Here is an 18,680-nt window from a genome sequence, read left to right on the forward strand (position 1 = left end):
CCTCTTCTTAAAATGTTTGCAATAATGATTTCACTACTAAATACCAACCATCCACTAAAACAAATAACAATATTTTGAATGGCAAGGAAATCATTACTGGGGGTAACATCATCATCCCCATTGACATCAACACGCTCGCCACTACCATATCAATTACTAAAAAAGGAATAAATATCATAAATCCAATTTGAAAAGCTGTTTTTAATTCACTTATAGCAAATGCTGGTACTAAGACGGTTAATGGTATATCTGCAATTGTCTCGGGTCGTTCCATTCCCGTGTAATCCATAAATAGTGCGAGATCTTTTTGTCTTGTATGCTTACTCATAAATTCCTTCATAGGAAGGGCTGCTAGTTCATATGCCTCATCTAAAGTGATTTCTTCATTAAATAAAGGCTGAAGAGCCTGTTCATTTACCTGTGAAAAAGTTGGTGCCATGATAAAAAATGTTAAAAACAAAGACAATCCTATTAACACCTGATTCGGCGGCATTTGTTGTGTTGCTAATGATGTTCGGACAAAGGATAAAACGATTATAATCCGAGTAAAACTAGTCATTAGTATGAGAATTGCCGGTGCCAAGGAGAAGATAGTTAGTAATAATAAGAGTTGTACAGAAGTGGAAACCGTCGATGCATCATTACCACTAAACATTTCCATTAATTCTGTCATCGTTTAAACCCTTCCTTATCATCTAACTCTTGTAGCTTCTTTTTTCGATCATCAGAAAGTTGAGACATCTGATGTTTTAGTAAAGAAGAAAATTCTTTCGTTTTCCCCGATTTTTTATTAAGGGGTAACTTTTTTACTAATTCAACGATAGTTTCAGGAGAAAACGATGTCGATTCTGTTCGATCCTTATAGGACTGTACTAACAATTCAGCTTCTTTTTCATCTGTAATTTCTTTTAATAGATTAATTGAATCCCCTACACCAACTACTAATATACTGTTTCCTACTTTCACTAACTGTAATGATTTATTATTCCCTAAGTTAGTCCCGCCGATATTCTCAACAGAACGGCCATTATCAAACCATTTATTACGCTTGTTAATAAATCGCAATGCACCATAAATTAATAACAGGACAAATAATAGAGCGAAAATCATTTTTACAAAATCCCACATCGAAACGGTTGGAGCACTCTGATCACTGATCATTTCTGAATCACTAATTGTTCTCTGTTTATTTTCTGAACTAGTTTCAGGTTTTTCATCATTATTTTCAGGTTTAAATAAATCATCTACCATCTCACTCCCGCCTCCACCTGGCTGAGAAGCAGCAAAGGGAGAAGGCAGGATAAAGAAAAGTAGTACGAAGAGTAAACTAAGTTTTTTCATGTTAGCCTGCAAAATGGACACTCCTAGGAAAGTGTTTTATGGATAGCTTCAATCACTCGATCCGCTTGGAATGGCTTGACGATAAAATCTTTTGCGCCTGCTTGAATAGCGTCTATTACCATCGCTTGTTGCCCCATTGCAGAACACATAATGACTTTAGCATTAGGATTAATTGCTTTAATTTCTTTAAGAGCTGTAATACCGTCCATCTCTGGCATCGTAATATCCATCGTTACAAGATCAGGGTGATGTTCTTTATATTTCTCTACTGCTTGGGCACCGTCAGCTGCCTCTGCTACTACTTCATAGCCATTTTTAGATAAAATATCTTTAATCATCATTCTCATAAATGCTGCATCATCTACTATTAATATACGTTTGCTCATCATTATTCCTCCTAGTAATCAACGAAGCTTTTTAATTCGATCTGTTTGACTTACAATATCTGTTACTCTGACACCAAAGCTTTCGTCTATTACAACTACTTCCCCTTGGGCAATTAACTTATTATTTACTAATATATCAACTGGCTCGCCAGCTAATTTATCTAATTCAATAATCGAACCAGAAGATAATTCTAGTATATCTTTAACTGAACGCTTTGTTCTTCCAAGTTCTACTGTCACTTGTAATGGTATATCTAAAAGCATATTTAAATTATTCGGTTCTGCTTCTGCAACAGCAGTTGATTCAAAGCTAGAGAAAACTGCCGGTTGAACATTAACTGTTGGTGCAGGGTTTGATGGAGTTTGGTGCATATTTCTTGTTGGTTCTTGTTGGTACTGCTGGTGGTTTCTTGTGTCTTGATTTGTATAAGGATATAGCTGTTCTTCCTGTTGTCTTATTGATTCTGTTGGTTTCATTTCTTCTCTACTAGTTGTTGTACTTGTAATCGGAGGAGATGAGACTACCTCTTCTACATTCCCATTCTGGTTTAACAATTCTTCTACTAATTTTTTTGCAAAACGGAAGGGCAATAACTGCATGATCGAAGAATCAATTAAATGACCAATTCGAATTGAAAAGGCTACCTTTATTAATAAATTGTCTTCTGGTAACTGTTCTGTACCTTCTCCCTCTTTGAAGTCTATCAGCAGAACAGCTGGAGGAGAGATATCAATTTTCTTCGAGAAAACGGTTGACATGGAAGTAGCTGCTGATCCCATCATCTGATTCATTGCCTCTTGAACAGCACTTAAATGGATCTCATCAAACATTTCAGAAGGATTCTCTCCTGTACCTCCAAGCATTAAATCAGCAATGATTGCCGCATCTCTTTTTTCTACCACTAGGATATTAGACCCGCTAAAGCCTTCTGTATAATTCACCCTAATGGCCACATAAGGTTCTGTGAATTCTGATTCTAATTGCTTCTTTTCTAGAATGGAAACTTTAGGGGTGGTAATTTCTACTTTTTGGTTTAGCAATGTCGATAAAGCTGTTGCTGAACTACCAAAAGAAATATTACCTATCTCTCCTAGTGCATCTTGTTCTAGACTTGATAAATGATCTGCTACATTTTGTTCAACAAAGAGGGGTTCTTCATTGTCATTATCTGAACCTCGAAGTAAGGCATCTATCTCGTCCTGTGATAACATTCCATCACTCATCATCTTCGTATCCCTCCTTGATTTCCTTCATTATTTGAATAGCCATACTCTTTTTCACTTGTCCAATTTGCGCCAAAAAACTCGGCTTTTCATCCACATTAACAAAGATAGGTTGCTCAATCTTTTGATTAAGTGTTAGAACATCGCCAATATTTAAGTCTACAAGGTCTGAAAAAGAAATTTCTGATTTTCCTAGCTCTGCTGTGATTGTTAGGGTAGTCGCTTTTATTGCTTTTTCTAAAGTTGCTACCTCATGATCTTGCCTTACCCTATGCTTATCCTCCATCCAATAATGGGCGGATAACCTAGGAATAATGGGCTCTAATACTACGTAAGGAATACACACGTTAATCATGCCGGTTATCTCACCAATTATAATGTTCATGGAAATTACTATTACTGTTTCATTTGGAGAGACCATTTGTAAAAATTGAGGATTCACTTCTAAATCTGCTAAGAAAGGCTGAATCTCGGTTACCGATTCCCAAGCTTCTCCAAAATTCTCAATCGCGCCTTCGAACAGGTTGGTCATTAATTTTGTTTCAATTTCTGTTAAGCTGTCCACTTTATTGAAACCAGTTCCTCTTCCTCCTAATTGACGATCGAGCATCGCATATGCAATGTTAGGATTTACTTCCAACACAACTCTACCTTCTAATGGGGTAACTTCAAACACATTTAGTATCGTCATCTTAGGGATAGATCGTATAAATTCTTCATAGGGTAACTGATCCACCGATGCTACACTTATTTGAATATACGTCCTTAACTGTGCTGAGAAATACGTTGTTAACAACCTAGCAAAATTCTCATGAATTCTAGTTAAATTTCTAATTTGGTCTTTTGAAAACCTTAAAGCCCGTTTAAAATCATACACCTTAACTCTTTTTTCTTCATTCTCTTTTTTTAATTGATCCGCATTCATCTCACCAGTTGAAAGAGCCGATAATAACGCGTCTATTTCACTTTGAGACATTACTTCTGTTGACATACCCACCACCTCCTTTTTCACATGAATCTCTTGGCGCTAGTTTTGTAGAAGAAAGGAAGTTGTATAAACCTGTACGACTAACCCATCCTGCATGACTTCATTTAATTTAGTCTGAATCTCTTTTTCTAGATTCTCTATTCCTTTATCATCACCAAAATCAGAAGATTTCTTATTTGAGATTTCGTGAATAACGATACTTCGAACTTGGAACTCTCTTTTTTCTAACTCTGTTCGTGCCTTTTTACTATCTGTTTGTACTTTGAATTGAACGCGAAGATACCCTCCACTTTTGAGATTTGTTGTAATCTCTTCAATATCGACTGTATGTTTTATTATCTCATCAATCGATTCTGTGTCTGTTGAATTATCTGCGTAAAATACATTCATCGTAATTAATGCAACTACACCTAGAAGGGTAATAATTAATAATATAATAATCATGGTATTAACTAATTTATTGCGGAACATTTTACTTGCCCCTCCTAACGCTCAACTTGATGAATGCTTGTATAAAAGTCTTTTGATAATAAAATTACTTCTTCCATCGCTTCTTTAACGATAATTTTCTTCCCATTATTAAGCGTGATCATAGTATCAGGTGTTTCCTCTACCTGTTCAATGAGCCACGCATTTAATGCAAAGGGTTTACCATTTAGCTTCGTTAATTTAATCATAGTAGAGGGCTAGAATAATATTCTCTAGCCCACCCCCCCTTATCGTTTCAAGTTTACAAGTTCTTGTAATATTTCATCTGAAGTGGTTATGATTCTAGTATTTGCTTGGAATCCTCTTTGCGCTGTAATCATTTCGGTGAATTCCTCTGATAGATCCACGTTAGACATTTCTAAAGTTCCTGAGATAATCGCAGCTGCACCATCTTCACCTGGTCTAAACATTTCACTTAATTGAATTCCATCACCATTTTTGTCCATTGTTCCTGAGTTGTTTGATTGCTGGAATAGATTTTCTCCGATGCGCTCCAACCCTGATGAATTAGGAAATTTAGCTAACATCACTTGGCCCGCTACCTTTAAATCCCCAAACTGATCAATGAATACTACTTTACCATCACCAGAAATGCTGTAACTTCTAGCATTAGGTGGGATTTGGATAAGTCCAGGACTACCACTTAACGAATCACTCCATGTTGGTAATTGAATCATTTCTGCTTTTGCTACAAAGTTTTCAAATGTCTTATATTCTTTATCTAAGCCTTCTTTAACAGATTGTGCGTAGAATACTAGCTTGGAAAGGTCATTGACGTTTGCATTTGTTGCAGTAGGGATTGTCCCATTGTATTGTTGAACAATTGGATCCAACATTTGATAGACTACTTCTCCAGTTGCATTAATAAATGCATCAATATCACTATTTAATGACTGACCAGCTGCGTTAAAGCTTGTAATTTGATCTCTATATATGTTGTTATGGAAATCGTTAAACTCATTAGCTGCTCTATTACGGGCCGTTTCTGCCGCTACTGCTGCAGCATTTAATTGTGGATCGTTTCCACCGGCTTCAACACTTGCTTTCTGTGCATCTTCATAGGTACGCTGAGCCTCTAAAAAGGCCTGTGATAAGTTTAAGAATTTATTTGTATCATTTCTAAAATCACGGTATTCGCCAAAGAAATTCTCTGCTGCGTTTAAAGCAGCATTCGATGCGTTTACCATATTATCTGTTGGAATTGATTTCTCACCAGTTTCTCCGATTAAGTACATCCCATTTGCATTAACAATATAACCATTATTATCCATGTAGAAATTTCCTGCGCGAGTGTAGTTCATCGCAACCGCATTATTTATTGCTCCACCAAGAATTCGATTATCACCATATACTGTATTAGAATCAACATTTACACGTGTTACGTCCGCAATAGAAGCAACTGCAAAATAGCCATCTCCTGAAAGAGCTAAATCTAGTGGTCTAGCTGTAGTTTGCAAGGAGCCTTGTGTTTGAATAGAATCAATCGTGCTAATCATTGAACCTAACCCAATTTGCTTACCGTTGACCCCACCTTTTCCACCAGCAGGCCCGCTTGCTCCAGAAAGTTGTTGAACCATCATCTCTTGAAAGGTTGCCCTTCCTTTTTTAAAGCCATACGTATTGACATTTGCAATATTATTACCTATAACATCTAATTTAGTTTGAAAGTTTCTAAGTGCTCCGATACTTGAATACATGGAACGTAACATCCTGTTTCCCCCTTTTTGGTAAAACCCTTGCTATTCAGATATTTTAGTAATTGCGTCTAATGGAATCTTTTTTTCTGCTAAGTTATCAGCGGTTACAGTAAAATACGTTTTTCCATTTTTTGAAAGAACTGAGTCGACTCTTACATTGTTATAAGTTATTTCGTCTAGTAATAAAGACACTTTTTTACCAATTAAATGACTTGCTTGTAACAGAGAGGAATTTGGATAGCCTGTCATATTATCCGAATGAGATACTTTTGTAATCTGCTCAACTGCAATTTCACTTCCATCATCCATTACTAATCTTGCTTTCCCATCAGCCATTGATATGCTTGTTACAACACCATTCTTCACTTCTACGAAAGGTTCATCCTCTATATAAGTAACATCTTGCCAGCTTATTTCTGTCCCTAAATATTGTTGTAAATATAGGACATTCATTTTGTTTTGCGCATTAAGGAAACTTTCCATATTATTATTCAAATTTGTCATCTGTTCTAAGGAGGAGAAAGTTGCCATTTGGGCGATAAATTCCCTATCTTCCATTGGATTCATCGGATCTTGATTTTGTAATTGCGCCATTAGAAGGCGTAAAAAGTCATCTTTTCCAAGGACATTATTTTGTTTTGTACTCTCGACTGGACGATTTTGAATATATAGATCTGACGAAATATTGGTCATACTCTCTCACCTACACGTTCATTTGATTCAATCTCTTCTAATAGAACCTCTTCAAAAGATTGTTCATTTTCTTCACTGGTGTTCCTATTGTTTTTAGAAGATTCCTTAAATTCCTGGCGCTCTTCTTGATTCTTCTCCTGATGCAGGAAGCGTTGTTCTTGTTCTTGGTAAACGACTTCTACTTTATCCACGTTTATATTCGCATTTAGAAGATTTTGTTTCAATCCAGCTATGCCACCTTCTAATAAGCTGGCACTATGTTTGGAGTGGGCAACTAGCTTTGCTACTAACCCGTGTTGTGTTTCCTGCAATTTAATGTGCAATGTCCCTAAATGCTCAGGATTTAACCTAATCGTGATAGACTGATTACCGTTCACAATCCTAGTTTGACTTTTTGAAAGAATAGCTTCTAATTTTTGAACGAGTTGTTCTCTTGCAACTTGATCACTGGTCGTATCCACTACCCACTGAATAGTTGCTTGTTTAGGCTGTTGAATCTGACTAATAGAAAAACTGCTTACAGTATGCCCCTCCGTTAAAACGTGTGGAAAAGGATTATTCATCACCTGAGATTTTTCTATTCTTGGTATTGATTTCTCTCCACTAGGCAACACTTTTGCTAGTTTACTCTCAATCAAAGTCATTAACTCTTTAATAGATGCTTCTTGCTTAACAGATTTTTGTTCTTTTTTCTCGATGTTTCCTTCCATCCACTGATTCATAAAAGCTATTACTCTTTCAGATAATTGGAAAAGTTTTTTAGGGATATTCTCATCTATTGGTTGGTTTGTTTCTTGTTTCAAGGATGCTGATAAAACAATCAGTTCTTCTATTAATTGATAATATTCTTCTGGCACCTCTTCATCCTGCAAATTATTTAGAAGTGCGAATTCAAGATACAATAACTCTTCAAGATCCTCTAAGTGAAAAAGGTTATCTCCATCCAAACTAGCCTTTAGCTTTAGATCAACATTTCTCGTTAATTGAGATAATTTAGGTAGTAATTCTAACGTTTCGCTTGAACCATCAAATAGACTACTTAATAATAGACTTTGAAACTTCCCATCTGTGTCTGAAACAACGCCTGTATTTTTGGTAACATCTGATTTAACTGATTTGGTTAGAAGAGGATTTCCTAATTCTCCTGTTACAAAAAATGTCATCTTCGTTCATTCCTTTCACAACCGTTCTACTCATCCTTCACCAACAACTTTGTAAAACGAGCTGCTTGTTCAGGTTCTAGCTGACCAAGAATAGAAGATTTCTTACCGACACTAAGTTCTGTAAGGATACGAATCGCCATATCTTCTTCTAACTCCATCATAATTTGTGCTGCCTTCTTTGTAGACATTCTTTCATAAAGGTTCGCTAACTCTTTTGTCGAAGCATTTACTTCCTCTTGTTTAGTTTCTAATTCTGTAATTCGCTTATTCGCTTGTTCTAATTCTGCAACTAATTTGGTAATCTGACGTTGTTTATCAGTAATGTCCCTCTCAAGTAATACAACCTGTTGAGATACTTCTGCTTTTTTTTCTTCTTGTTGCATACTAGAATTTTCTTTGTCTTCTTTTACTTCTTTTTCATCGCTTTGAGTAATAGCTGGTTTTTTAGGAATAAAGGATTGAGCAAGATCAAAAACATTCGTTCCATGAAAAGTTAAAACCCCTAACACCAAAGTAATTAAAAACAAGAAAGGGAAAATAAACAAATATAGCAGTTTTTGCATAAACGAATAGTTTTTTTCTTCCTCTTGCATGTTCTGTTGTTGTTTTACTTTTTTCATAGCTATTTCACCTATTCATGTGATGCGTGTAATGAAGGATCGAGAGTTCATCAATAAATGAAGCTTCCGTTCTACTCTCATTTTGTTGCCAAATAAGCTTTTGCTTATCGTCTAGCACTTCATACTTTTTGCACTCTATTGCTTGTTCTTTTAGTTTTTCTTCTTTAAGATTCATAAACGCACGCGCATGACTTACTTTTCCTTGTTGATTCTTGACGTTTTTTTCAATGTTTCCGATGAAATATTGTTGTTGCTTTAAAATATCAATAGGTATGCCGTTCTTCAGTCTGTCTTGGAGTGTTCCTTCTAGTTGCTCTTTTTTCTTTAGCAAAGAATATAATTCCTGACCCTCTGTTTCAAATTGAGAAATTGCTTCTTGGTATTCAGAGCTTGCTAAATCCTTTTCTGCTTTCTTAACGAACAATATCTTTTCTAGACGACCCTTTTTTCCTGTCATGCGACCACCCTACTTCATCAGGTTTATTAGCTCTGTTTTTGTTTGTGTAAAACTCCACTTCGATTCAACATCTTGTTTTAGAAATTGAATAATGGTTGGAAATGCTTGAATAGCATCATCTATTTCTCGAGAAGCACCACGTTTATATGCTCCAATATTAATTAGATCCTCTGCTTGATAGTACTTGGATAGCTTCTCACGCATATACTCAGCAGCCTGTTTTTGGTCTCGACTCACAATGTTATTCATTACTCTACTTACGCTTTTTAACACATTAATTGCCGGATATTGACCTTTGTTTGCAAGCTCTCTATCTAAAACAAAATGTCCATCTAATATTCCTCTAACTGTATCTGCAATCGGTTCATTCATATCGTCCCCATCTACAAGGACAGTATAAAACGCCGTTATAGTCCCATGTTGATTCGTGCCCGTTCTTTCTAATAATTTAGGAAGCATGGAAAAAACAGATGGTGTATAACCCTTTGTTGTAGGTGGTTCTCCAATAGCAAGTCCCACTTCTCGCTGTGCCATAGCTACACGTGTAACCGAATCCATCATGAGCATCACATTGTAGCCTGCATCTCGAAAGAATTCAGCAATAGCCGTTGCAGTGTATGCACCTTTAATTCTCATCAATGCTGGCTGATCCGATGTTGCAACAATGACAATAGAGCGCTTTAACCCCTCTGGTCCAAGATCTCTTTCTAAGAAATCTCTTACTTCTCTTCCTCGTTCACCAATTAATGCAATGACATTAATATCAGCATAGGTATTCCTTGCAATCATCCCAAGTAAAGTGCTTTTTCCCACTCCACTACCGGCAAATATCCCTACTCTTTGTCCTTTTCCAACCGTTAATAAACCGTCTATAATTTTCACACCAACCTCTAATTCTTCTGTTATAGATGGTCGGGTCATTGGGTTAGGTGGAGATTGATCTGTAGGATACGTTCCAAGTCCAATTGGCATCTCTTGAGAAGGATCCAATGGATTACCTAACGCATCCAAAACCATTCCGCGTAAGCTTTCTCCTATTTTTATTTCCAATGGTTGGTGCGTTGCTTCCACCATACAACCAGGTCCAATATCTTGAATGTCAGTAAACGGCATTAAAATGACATGATCATCACGAAATCCTACTACTTCTGCTTGAACTATTCTACGTTCTTTTTTATCAATGATGATATTACAAACGTCTCCGATGGAGCTTTCTGGACCTTTAGATTCAATCATGAGGCCAATAACTCGCTTAACCTTGCCATAGCGTTTGTAAGAGTTCATGCTGTCTATTTCTTGCAAAAGCTCTTCCAGCGTTATCATTTCTTTGCCCCCACTTTGACTAGATGTAACAATTTTTCCTTTATTTCTAATAATTGCGTTTGAACGGATACTTCCATCCTGCCTGCCGAAGAATCAATCCAACAACCATCTTCTGTTAGTGCAGTATCCGGAAATACCAGTAGTTCATATTGACTATTAATTATATTTTGTAAAATTGGTTTATTCTGAATGACAAGTGGGTATTGTTTAGGGTTGACGTATATTCTAATGTCTTCTTTTTCTTTCACTTCGATTAGGGCAGTCTGAATTAATTTCAAATACGATGAAGTGTCTTTTTCTAACTCTATCCCAATAATTTTCTCAGCGACTTTGATACTTAAAGACATAATGGTTTCAATGGAACTATTTACTTTCTCGTCATGCTCTTTTTTTGCTAGTTCTACAACGTGTTTAGCTTCGGAAATGTGGTTTTCAAACTCTGAAATGGCTTCTTTCTTCCCCTGTTGAAATCCATGCTCATACCCTTGGGCAGTTGCCTGATCTATCCATTGTTGCTTTTCTACCACCCAATTATTTTTTTCAGTAGCAATATTCTGATAAATTCTGTCTCTTTCGGAAGTAGCTTTTTCCAAAATTTTCGTCGCTTCATCCTTAGCTTCTTGGACGAGATTGTTTATATGTTCAATGGAATGATTGTTGGAAACAGTCTGTTGCTCCTTTTCTTGTTGTGTAAATATAGGAGCAACCTTAATAGAGATTTTCTCTTGTTCCTCTATTTTCAAAAAAGAAGATTTGATTAATCTAGACAATGATGTCATCTCCTCCACCACGGGCAATGACTATCTCACCAGCTTCTTCTAGCTTCCTAATAATACCTACGATTCGGGACTGAGCTTCCTCTACGTCCTTCAAACGAACAGGTCCCATATATTCCATATCGTCTTTCATGGTTTCTACCATTCTCTTTGACATATTCTTAAAGACTATTTCTTTAACTTCTTCACTTGCGACTTTTAATGCTAACATGAGATCTTCACTTTCGACATCTCGTATCACACGCTGAATAGCCATATTATCTAAGGTCACAATATCTTCAAAGACGAACATTCGTTTTTTGATTTCTTCTGCTAGTTCTGGATCTTGAATTTCAAGTGCATCTAGAATTGTTCTTTCTGTGCTTCGATCAACTTGATTTAATACATCTACTACCGAGTCTATCCCGCCTGTATTTGTATAATCTCTTGTTACAGTTGTAGAAAGTTTTCTTTCTAATATTTGCTCAACCTCATTGATTATTTCAGGAGAGGTACTGTCCATTACAGCAATTCTCTTAGCAATATCTGCTTGTAGCTCTTGCGGAAGTTCTGATAGTATTTGTCCTGATTTAGTTGGTTCTAAGTAGGATAAAACCAATGCAATCGTTTGTGGATGTTCGTTTTGGATAAAGTTTAAGATTTGAGAGGCATCTGCCTTTCTAGCAAAATCAAACGGCTTAACCTGCAGGGATGAGGTTAAGCGTGTAATAATTGCCGCCGCTTGCTCTTTTCCTAAAGCCTTTTCTAAAACTGTTTTCGCATACGTAATTCCACCTTGAGAAATATAATCTTGCGCTAAGGCGATTTGGTGGAACTCTTCTAAAATATCTTCTTTAACGTGAGAGTCCACTGTTCTTACACCTGAAATCTCTAATGTTAGTTTTTCAATTTCATCTTCAGAAAGATGTTTGTATACAGTTGCAGATACATCTGGCCCTAGTGAGATTAATAAAATGGCTGCCTTTTGTTTATTACTAAATGATTTATTTAAATTTGCTTTCGCCATATAAAAACCTTCCCATCTTTACTCTGATAACCATGATCTCAATAATTTTGCGAATTCATCTGGCTTTTCCTTCGCCATTTTTTCTAGTTGCTTTCTACGCGCCGAACCCTCTGACTCTTTTTCATTGTTTATATCAGGAATATTCAGTTGCACAATCTCTTCTTCTACTAGTTCTTCTTCTAACTCTTCCTCTTTATTACGTCGCATCAATAAGACAATTAGTAAGATGATAATAGCTACTAGAATACCACCAACTACATACATCCAAATTGGTATAATCGGAGTCGAAGTTTCTACCAATTCTGCTTTCCCATTAAACGTCTGCACAGAAACAACAATTTTGTCTTCCATATCTACTTCTTGTGGATTTTCTCCCAAAGCATTCTTATCAATGGATGTTCGAACAATGGTACTTAAGATTTGTCTAATTTCATCAATCGTATTGTTCTGTAGCGATAAAGGGTCATTTGCAACAGGAGGCTCTACCATTACTTGAATCCCCATATCTCTAACTTTGTAAGGACTCTCTACGATTTCTTTACTTATCCTGTTTACATCATTATTTATTCTTTCTTCAAGCCGCTCATAATCACCGCTACCATTTGCGCCACCAGCAATATAGGAATTCGGGTCTGCTTCCCCTGTTCCATTTATGCCACCTGCACCATCTTCACTACCAGTATAGGTTTCTGTGATTCTCTCTACGCTAACGGCAATTCCCGCCATATTGTCAGGGTCTACCGGTGTCACTAAGTCTTCTTTTCTATTTTCTTGGGTAAAATCAATGTCTGTTGTAACAGAAACGACTACCTTGCTATGTCCCATCATCATGCCAAGCATTTGCTGCACTTGACGTTGAATATCTCGCTCAATCTCTTTTTTTAATTCCAATTGAGTGGTAGCATTTAGACCATTTCCTAAATTGTTATTATTTGCAAGATCAAAGTACTCAAAGTTTTGGTTCATGATGACGATATTATCTGTAGAGAGATTGGAAATACTTTTTGAAACTAAATGATACAAGGCATTTATCTGCGCTTGGTCAAATTGATAGCCTGGTTCTGTATGTAAGACAATGGAGGCGGAAGCTTCTTGTCCGCTGTCTCTTACAAAAACTCCTTCATCTGGCATCGTTATCATAACCTTAGCGTCTTTTACCCCGTCTATACTCTTAACTAGATTCGCGAGTTCTGTTTGCATAGCATCTAATTTCATTATCTGAAACTCATTGTCAGTCATACCAAAGCCTGATCTCTCGCCAAAAAAACTATAATCGATACTCCCGCTTTTCGGTACTCCTTCAGCAGCTAAGTCGACCTTTAAACCATCGACAGCTTCCTGTGGAACCAAAATTGCTGTTCCATTATCAGTAATTTGTGAGGCTATTCCCCTAGTATCTAACACTTCTTTAATTTGACCAGTTTCTAGTGGAGTCAAATCTTTATATAATGGCGCCATTGTGGTCTTTGTTAAAAAATATACAATAGCGATAATGGCGAGTATCCCTACAAGAACACTTGTTATTATGGCAGTCTTTTGTGTTTTTTCTCGGCTTCCCCAAAAGGCTGCCGCTCTATTTTTCATTTCAAGTAATTTCTCTTTCATTCTGTCAATTCCCCCGGTTATTATCTAGCAGCACATATATGCAGTTAATAACCGCATTTATTTTTATAGAGTATCGTTTTTTAAATGTAAGATGGTATTACTGTCTGCAAATCTCTAGTTCAAACTTATATATGCTCTACTATACCTGCATTCTCATGATTTCTTGGTAAGCTTCAATACCTTTGTTTCTTATCTCCATTGTTAATTGAAGGGAAACACTCGCTTTTTGCTGAGCGATAAGTACATCATGCAAGTCGATTCCTTCGTTATTAACAAGCTTTTTAGTCGCTTCATTTGAAACAACTTGAGACTGATTCACTTCATTTAAGGCATCTCTCAGAAAGCTAGAAAATTGCTGATGTACTTCACCAGTGGATTTCTTCATACTCTCAGATGTTTGAAGAAGAGGTGTTTGATTTGAAATTTTTGAAATCATTCTTCTTTATTCCTCCTATTTCCCTAATTCAAGCGTTTTCATCATGATACCTTTTGAAGCATTAAAAACCGTTACATTGGCTTCGTAGGATCTTGTAGCACTCATTAAATCGATCATTTCTTTTAAAGGATCCACATTCGGTAGTTGCACATACCCTTCTTCATTAGCATCGGGATGTTCTGGATCAAAAACGATTCTAAATGGGGCATCATCTTCTTTTATTCTCGTAACTTTCACGCCACTTCCAATATCGTTACTATTACCTGAGGCTTTTTGTAAAAACGATTGAAAGTTTTGCTCCTTTGGTGCTGTCTCGACAAGCTTTCGTTTATATGGCTCCCATTCACCGTTAACAAATTTCCCTCTAGTTGAATCAACGTTCGCCATGTTGGATGAAATAACATCCATCCTTAACCGCTGCGCCGTTAGTGCGGAAGCAGATATATTCATACTTTTAAACATAGACATTATGCTCTGCCTCCTTTAATAACTGACTGCAGGGACTGAAACTTGCCATTCAGTTGATCGATCATCGTATAATAATAGATTTGATTTTCAGCTAAATCTGACATTTCTTTATCGATATCCACGTTATTTCCATTATGTGAAAATGAATGCGATGTATTATTAATGGAGTATGCTTGTTTGGATGTTGCACTGAACTCTCGATGTCGTGTGTCCGTTCTTGTCGCATGCATTGCTCCATTATATATTTCCTTAAAAGTTGGATTTACTACCTTTTGTTTATAGTTTGGCGTATCCACATTGGCAATATTATGAGAAATGACTTTGTGCTTCGTTCCAGCGTATTGAATTCCTTTTTCTAGTGCATTGATTGATGTCGAAAAAATTTTCATTATTACCCCCACAAAAGTAAGAAAAATGACGAATTATATTCGTTTGTCGAAAATTGTTAGTATAAACTCATTGTAAATTAACCCAACCCATATGTCTATGTGTCAAATGTTAAAAAAAATCGTCTTTTAGACTCATTTTTTAAACTAGTCCCAAAGACTCACGTATTGCCAACTTTTTCATTAGACTAAATCTAGGGTCCCGATCTCATTCAAAAATCGACATTTCATCGAATCTTTTTCCCGAACAATATGATTTTAGTCCTAGTTCTATTCGATTCTTCATTTTTCGATAGTTGAATATTAATTCTGAATATTTTTTTAGAATTAATTTGTTCATTCAGTTTCTTTTTTTCAAAAATTGTATGAAGCCACAAAAAAAGTAGGGTTCCTCAGGAATTGTCGACTTTCCAAAAAGAGAACCCTACTGCGAATTCTAGTATAACTAAAAGTGACTTCTCTATTCAACTTGTAAATTTAGTAAATAAATCATTAGATATTACTGGAGGCTGGGACATAAATTAAATTCCCAGCTTCATTTACGAACAATTTAACCTAAAGAGAGCCTTAATATAAAGGATCTGTTAAACACCGCTGTTGATTTCCGCAGGAGTCTTCGCCTTGTGCTCCAATCAACAGCTAGGTTATCTAAAAATCAGACTTAAACAGAATCAAACTAAAAAAATACGAACTAATGCAAAACTCTACTTAGAATTTCGCATATTAGTTCGTATATTTCTTTATCAAATATTCTTTTCTCCCAGCCTCGTTTTACAGAAATCGTTGTTAAATTTGCGCAACAAAAAACCCACCCTTTAAATTGCAGAGCGGGTTTTGTTTCAATTATTAATGTGATTTTAACTTTGCTAATTCCATTAAGAACTTATCGTTAAGTACTTTAATATACGTACCTTTCATTCCTAAAGAACGAGACTCGATTACTCCAGCACTCTCTAATTTACGAAGTGCATTTACGATTACTGAGCGAGTGATTCCGACTCTGTCCGCAATTTTACTTGCAACTAATAAACCTTCTTTTCCGTCTAACTCTTCAAAGATGTGCTCAATTGCTTCAAGTTCACTGTAAGATAGAGAGCTGATAGCCATTTGCACAACCGCTTTACTTCTAGCTTCATCTTCAATTTCTTCTGCTTTCTCACGAAGAATTTCCATTCCAACAACTGTAGCACCGTATTCAGCTAAGATTAAATCATCATCTGAGAATGGCTCTTGTAGACGAGCAAGGATTAACGTTCCTAAACGCTCTCCACCACCAATAATAGGTACAATTGTCGTTAAACCTGTTCCAAATAAATCTTTATTTTCTACTGGGAAAGCTGTATATTCACTATCAACATCTAAGTTAGAAGATGTTTCTGAGACGTTAAATAAATTCTTTGTATACTCTTCTGGGAATTGACGATCCTCTAGCATTTTTACCATTCGTTCGTTTTCGATTTTTTGGTTAATTGAGTAACCAAGTAATTTTCCACGACGGCTTAGTACGAACACATTCGCTTCAATTACCTCACAAAGTGTTTCTGACATTTCCTTAAAGTTAACTGGTTTTCCTGCTGCTTTTTGAAGCATTGCATTAATTGTTCTTGTTTTTTGTAATAACGCCATTTTATTTCCTCCTAAAATCTACTTCTATAATATGAATTGACTTAAATCTTTATTTTTCACGATGGATCCTAATTTTCCTTCGACATATTGAGGGGTAATCACGATTTTCTCTAAATTAATATCAGGAGCTTCGAATGATAAGTCCTCTAATAGTTTTTCCAGGATGGTATGCAAGCGGCGTGCCCCAATATTATCAGTATCCTGATTAACTTGAAACGCAACTTCTGCTATCTTACGAATAGCATCGTCAGAAAATTCAACTTGTATACCTTCTGTTTCCAATAATGCTATGTATTGCTTTAATAACGCATTATCTGGTTCGACTAATATTCTGACAAAATCTTCGATAGATAGTTTCGTTAGCTCTACACGGATTGGAAAACGTCCTTGAAGCTCTGGTATTAAGTCAGATGGTTTAGCGATATGAAACGCTCCTGCTGAGATAAACAATACATGATCCGTTTGAACTTGACCATATTTAGTCACTACTGTAGAACCTTCTACTATTGGAAGAATATCACGTTGGACTCCTTCACGAGAAACATCCGCTGATGAACCACTATTTTTCTTTGCAATCTTATCAATTTCGTCTATGAAAATGATTCCACTTTGTTCTGCACGAATAATAGCATCTTGTGTTACTTCATCCATGTCGATCAATTTATGAGCTTCTTCATTTGTTAATACCGGTCTAGCTTCCGCTACGGTAAGCTTGCGCTTTTTCTTCTTCTTGGGCATTAGATTACTTAATGCATCTTGCATATTCATACCCATTTGTTCCATACCCGAACCTTGAAGTAAATCAAACATAGAACCTTGTTGTTCTTCTACCTCAATCGTTATATAACGATCTTCTAGTTCTCCAAGAGCTAATTGATGCGCCATTCTTTTTCGTTGATCCCGAATGGACACTTCTTCTTGTTTTGATTGTTCTTCGGTTTCTGAAGACTGAGTATTACCTCCAAAGAACATTTCAAGTGGGTTTTTATAAGAGGTTCCTTTTTGTTTACCGGGAACTAAGAGTTCCACGATGCGTTTGTTTGCGTTTTCTAGCGCTTTTTCCTTAACGTTTACCATTTTTTCTTCTTTTACTAATCTAACAGAAGTTTCAACTAAATCACGTACCATCGATTCAACATCTCGCCCAACATAACCAACTTCCGTGAATTTTGTTGCTTCTACTTTAATAAAAGGAGCTCCTACAAGCTTGGCAATTCGTCTTGCAATTTCAGTTTTACCTACACCCGTTGGTCCAATCATCAAGATGTTTTTCGGCACTACTTCATCTCGCAAGCTGCCAGTAAGTAAGCTTCTACGGTAACGATTCCTTAGCGCTACAGCCACCGCTTTTTTTGCATTTGTTTGCCCTACAATATATTGATCAAGCATTTCCACTATTTGCCTAGGGGTTAATTTTATACTCATATTAGCAACCGCCTTTTCTATAGTTCTTCCACAATGATATTGTCATTTGTATACACACAAATCTCACCAGCCATATCTAAGGCTGCCTTTGCTATTTCTCTTGCCGTCATATGCTCACCTGCATACCTTTTTAACGCACGACCTGCAGCAAGTGCATAGTTACCACCTGATCCAATCGCTAAAATACCATCATCTGGTTCAATTACTTCTCCTGTACCTGAAACTAATAGCAGACTCGTATCGTCCATTACGATTAACATTGCTTCCAATCGCCTTAACACTTTGTCGCTTCGCCAATCCTTGGCAAGTTCAACAGCAGCACGTTGCAGATTGCCATTATATTCTTCAAGCTTTCCTTCAAACAGTTCGTACAAAGTAAAAGCATCTGCTACAGATCCAGCAAAGCCAGCTAAAATCTTCCCATTAAAAAGTCTTCGCACTTTCCTTGCAGTATGTTTCATGACAACAGCATTTCCAAATGTAACTTGCCCGTCACCAGACATTGCAGACTGTCCATTGTGTTTGACAGCAAATATCGTAGTGGCATGAAAAGATGACATGGGGATTCCTC

22 protein-coding genes are annotated in these 18,680 nt (G+C 36.4%); all 22 read right to left on the reverse strand.

The window, feature by feature from the left end; all coding sequences use genetic code 11:
• Positions 1 to 7 precede the first annotated feature (7 nt).
• Positions 8 to 673: a flagellar type III secretion system pore protein FliP gene (fliP, locus tag BK580_RS13725; protein WP_078380885.1), complete on the reverse strand. Its 666-nt coding sequence runs from the start codon at positions 671 to 673 to the stop codon at positions 8 to 10.
• Complete coding sequence (locus BK580_RS13730; RefSeq protein WP_139364903.1) at positions 670 to 1,353, reverse strand: flagellar biosynthetic protein FliO; 684 nt, start codon at positions 1,351 to 1,353, stop codon at positions 670 to 672. Before BK580_RS13730 ends, fliP begins: the two co-directional genes overlap by 4 nt.
• Positions 1,354 to 1,364: 11 nt before the next feature.
• On the reverse strand, positions 1,365 to 1,727 hold the full coding sequence (locus BK580_RS13735; protein ID WP_078380886.1) for a chemotaxis protein CheY: 363 nt from the start codon (positions 1,725 to 1,727) through the stop codon (positions 1,365 to 1,367).
• Positions 1,728 to 1,745: 18 nt separating this feature from the next.
• On the reverse strand, positions 1,746 to 2,954 hold the full coding sequence (gene fliY / locus BK580_RS13740) for a flagellar motor switch phosphatase FliY (RefSeq protein ID WP_078380887.1): 1,209 nt from the start codon (positions 2,952 to 2,954) through the stop codon (positions 1,746 to 1,748).
• The gene (gene fliM, locus BK580_RS13745) at positions 2,944 to 3,942 is read right to left on the reverse strand and encodes a flagellar motor switch protein FliM (protein ID WP_078380888.1); all 999 of its coding nucleotides are present in this window, start codon (positions 3,940 to 3,942) and stop codon (positions 2,944 to 2,946) included. The genes fliY and fliM overlap by 11 nt, the downstream gene beginning before the upstream one ends.
• A 36-nt stretch (positions 3,943 to 3,978) precedes the next feature.
• Complete coding sequence (gene fliL / locus BK580_RS13750; RefSeq protein ID WP_078380889.1) at positions 3,979 to 4,410, reverse strand: flagellar basal body-associated protein FliL; 432 nt, start codon at positions 4,408 to 4,410, stop codon at positions 3,979 to 3,981.
• Between the two features lie 14 nt (positions 4,411 to 4,424).
• The gene (locus tag BK580_RS13755; protein ID WP_078380890.1) at positions 4,425 to 4,616 is read right to left on the reverse strand and encodes a flagellar FlbD family protein; all 192 of its coding nucleotides are present in this window, start codon (positions 4,614 to 4,616) and stop codon (positions 4,425 to 4,427) included.
• Between the two features lie 39 nt (positions 4,617 to 4,655).
• Entirely contained in the window at positions 4,656 to 6,137 is a 1,482-nt protein-coding gene (locus BK580_RS13760; protein ID WP_078380891.1) for a flagellar hook-basal body complex protein, read from the reverse strand.
• 30 nt (positions 6,138 to 6,167) lie between these two features.
• Complete coding sequence (flgD, locus tag BK580_RS13765) at positions 6,168 to 6,818, reverse strand: flagellar hook assembly protein FlgD (RefSeq protein ID WP_078380892.1); 651 nt, start codon at positions 6,816 to 6,818, stop codon at positions 6,168 to 6,170.
• Positions 6,815 to 7,981 carry a flagellar hook-length control protein FliK gene (locus BK580_RS13770; RefSeq protein WP_078380893.1) on the reverse strand — a complete coding sequence of 389 codons (1,167 nt, stop codon included), beginning with the start codon at positions 7,979 to 7,981 and terminating at the stop codon, positions 6,815 to 6,817. The genes flgD and BK580_RS13770 overlap by 4 nt, the downstream gene beginning before the upstream one ends.
• Positions 7,982 to 8,007: 26 nt before the next feature.
• Positions 8,008 to 8,601, reverse strand: coding sequence for a MotE family protein (locus tag BK580_RS13775; RefSeq protein ID WP_078380894.1), 594 nt, complete (start codon positions 8,599 to 8,601; stop codon positions 8,008 to 8,010).
• Positions 8,602 to 8,608: 7 nt separating this feature from the next.
• A complete protein-coding gene (gene fliJ / locus BK580_RS13780; protein ID WP_078380895.1) occupies positions 8,609 to 9,058 on the reverse strand; it encodes a flagellar export protein FliJ in 450 nt (149 codons plus the stop codon).
• A 9-nt stretch (positions 9,059 to 9,067) separates the two neighbouring features.
• The gene (gene fliI, locus BK580_RS13785; protein WP_078382775.1) at positions 9,068 to 10,378 is read right to left on the reverse strand and encodes a flagellar protein export ATPase FliI; all 1,311 of its coding nucleotides are present in this window, start codon (positions 10,376 to 10,378) and stop codon (positions 9,068 to 9,070) included.
• A complete protein-coding gene (gene fliH, locus BK580_RS13790) occupies positions 10,378 to 11,151 on the reverse strand; it encodes a flagellar assembly protein FliH (protein WP_169865008.1) in 774 nt (257 codons plus the stop codon). Before fliH ends, fliI begins: the two co-directional genes overlap by 1 nt.
• Entirely contained in the window at positions 11,144 to 12,163 is a 1,020-nt protein-coding gene (fliG, locus tag BK580_RS13795; RefSeq protein ID WP_078380897.1) for a flagellar motor switch protein FliG, read from the reverse strand. The genes fliH and fliG overlap by 8 nt, the downstream gene beginning before the upstream one ends.
• Positions 12,164 to 12,181: 18 nt before the next feature.
• Entirely contained in the window at positions 12,182 to 13,768 is a 1,587-nt protein-coding gene (fliF, locus tag BK580_RS13800) for a flagellar basal-body MS-ring/collar protein FliF (RefSeq protein WP_078380898.1), read from the reverse strand.
• Between the two features lie 139 nt (positions 13,769 to 13,907).
• The gene (gene fliE / locus BK580_RS13805) at positions 13,908 to 14,204 is read right to left on the reverse strand and encodes a flagellar hook-basal body complex protein FliE (protein WP_078380899.1); all 297 of its coding nucleotides are present in this window, start codon (positions 14,202 to 14,204) and stop codon (positions 13,908 to 13,910) included.
• A 15-nt stretch (positions 14,205 to 14,219) separates the two neighbouring features.
• Positions 14,220 to 14,672, reverse strand: coding sequence for a flagellar basal body rod protein FlgC (flgC, locus tag BK580_RS13810; RefSeq protein WP_078380900.1), 453 nt, complete (start codon positions 14,670 to 14,672; stop codon positions 14,220 to 14,222).
• A complete protein-coding gene (flgB, locus tag BK580_RS13815) occupies positions 14,672 to 15,061 on the reverse strand; it encodes a flagellar basal body rod protein FlgB (protein ID WP_078380901.1) in 390 nt (129 codons plus the stop codon). Before flgB ends, flgC begins: the two co-directional genes overlap by 1 nt.
• 843 nt (positions 15,062 to 15,904) lie before the next feature.
• Entirely contained in the window at positions 15,905 to 16,684 is a 780-nt protein-coding gene (gene codY, locus BK580_RS13820; protein WP_078380902.1) for a GTP-sensing pleiotropic transcriptional regulator CodY, read from the reverse strand.
• Between the two features lie 24 nt (positions 16,685 to 16,708).
• Positions 16,709 to 18,109, reverse strand: coding sequence for an ATP-dependent protease ATPase subunit HslU (gene hslU / locus BK580_RS13825; protein WP_078380903.1), 1,401 nt, complete (start codon positions 18,107 to 18,109; stop codon positions 16,709 to 16,711).
• Positions 18,110 to 18,126: 17 nt separating this feature from the next.
• Positions 18,127 to 18,669: an ATP-dependent protease subunit HslV gene (gene hslV / locus BK580_RS13830; RefSeq protein ID WP_078380904.1), complete on the reverse strand. Its 543-nt coding sequence runs from the start codon at positions 18,667 to 18,669 to the stop codon at positions 18,127 to 18,129.
• Positions 18,670 to 18,680: the final 11 nt, after the last annotated feature.

This window comes from Sutcliffiella halmapala (assembly GCF_002019665.1).
Lineage (GTDB): Bacteria > Bacillota > Bacilli > Bacillales > Bacillaceae_I > Sutcliffiella_A > Sutcliffiella_A halmapala.

Excerpts from the sequence above, each read along its gene's own strand:
- fliP (WP_078380885.1), bottom strand. The coding sequence starts at position 673 with ATGACAGAATTAATGGAAATGTTTAGTGGTAATGATGCATCGACGGTT.
- BK580_RS13735 (WP_078380886.1), bottom strand. The coding sequence starts at position 1,727 with ATGAGCAAACGTATATTAATAGTAGATGATGCAGCATTTATGAGAATG.
- fliY (WP_078380887.1), bottom strand. The coding sequence starts at position 2,954 with ATGATGAGTGATGGAATGTTATCACAGGACGAGATAGATGCCTTACTT.
- fliM (WP_078380888.1), bottom strand. The coding sequence starts at position 3,942 with ATGTCAACAGAAGTAATGTCTCAAAGTGAAATAGACGCGTTATTATCG.
- fliL (WP_078380889.1), bottom strand. The coding sequence starts at position 4,410 with ATGTTCCGCAATAAATTAGTTAATACCATGATTATTATATTATTAATT.
- BK580_RS13755 (WP_078380890.1), bottom strand. The coding sequence starts at position 4,616 with ATGATTAAATTAACGAAGCTAAATGGTAAACCCTTTGCATTAAATGCG.
- BK580_RS13760 (WP_078380891.1), bottom strand. The coding sequence starts at position 6,137 with ATGTTACGTTCCATGTATTCAAGTATCGGAGCACTTAGAAACTTTCAA.
- flgD (WP_078380892.1), bottom strand. The coding sequence starts at position 6,818 with ATGACCAATATTTCGTCAGATCTATATATTCAAAATCGTCCAGTCGAG.
- BK580_RS13770 (WP_078380893.1), bottom strand. The coding sequence starts at position 7,981 with ATGACATTTTTTGTAACAGGAGAATTAGGAAATCCTCTTCTAACCAAA.
- BK580_RS13775 (WP_078380894.1), bottom strand. The coding sequence starts at position 8,601 with ATGAAAAAAGTAAAACAACAACAGAACATGCAAGAGGAAGAAAAAAAC.
- fliJ (WP_078380895.1), bottom strand. The coding sequence starts at position 9,058 with ATGACAGGAAAAAAGGGTCGTCTAGAAAAGATATTGTTCGTTAAGAAA.
- fliG (WP_078380897.1), bottom strand. The coding sequence starts at position 12,163 with ATGGCGAAAGCAAATTTAAATAAATCATTTAGTAATAAACAAAAGGCA.
- fliF (WP_078380898.1), bottom strand. The coding sequence starts at position 13,768 with ATGAAAGAGAAATTACTTGAAATGAAAAATAGAGCGGCAGCCTTTTGG.
- fliE (WP_078380899.1), bottom strand. The coding sequence starts at position 14,204 with ATGATTTCAAAAATTTCAAATCAAACACCTCTTCTTCAAACATCTGAG.
- flgC (WP_078380900.1), bottom strand. The coding sequence starts at position 14,672 with ATGTCTATGTTTAAAAGTATGAATATATCTGCTTCCGCACTAACGGCG.
- flgB (WP_078380901.1), bottom strand. The coding sequence starts at position 15,061 with ATGAAAATTTTTTCGACATCAATCAATGCACTAGAAAAAGGAATTCAA.
- codY (WP_078380902.1), bottom strand. The coding sequence starts at position 16,684 with ATGGCGTTATTACAAAAAACAAGAACAATTAATGCAATGCTTCAAAAA.
- hslU (WP_078380903.1), bottom strand. The coding sequence starts at position 18,109 with ATGAGTATAAAATTAACCCCTAGGCAAATAGTGGAAATGCTTGATCAA.
- hslV (WP_078380904.1), bottom strand. The coding sequence starts at position 18,669 with ATGTCATCTTTTCATGCCACTACGATATTTGCTGTCAAACACAATGGA.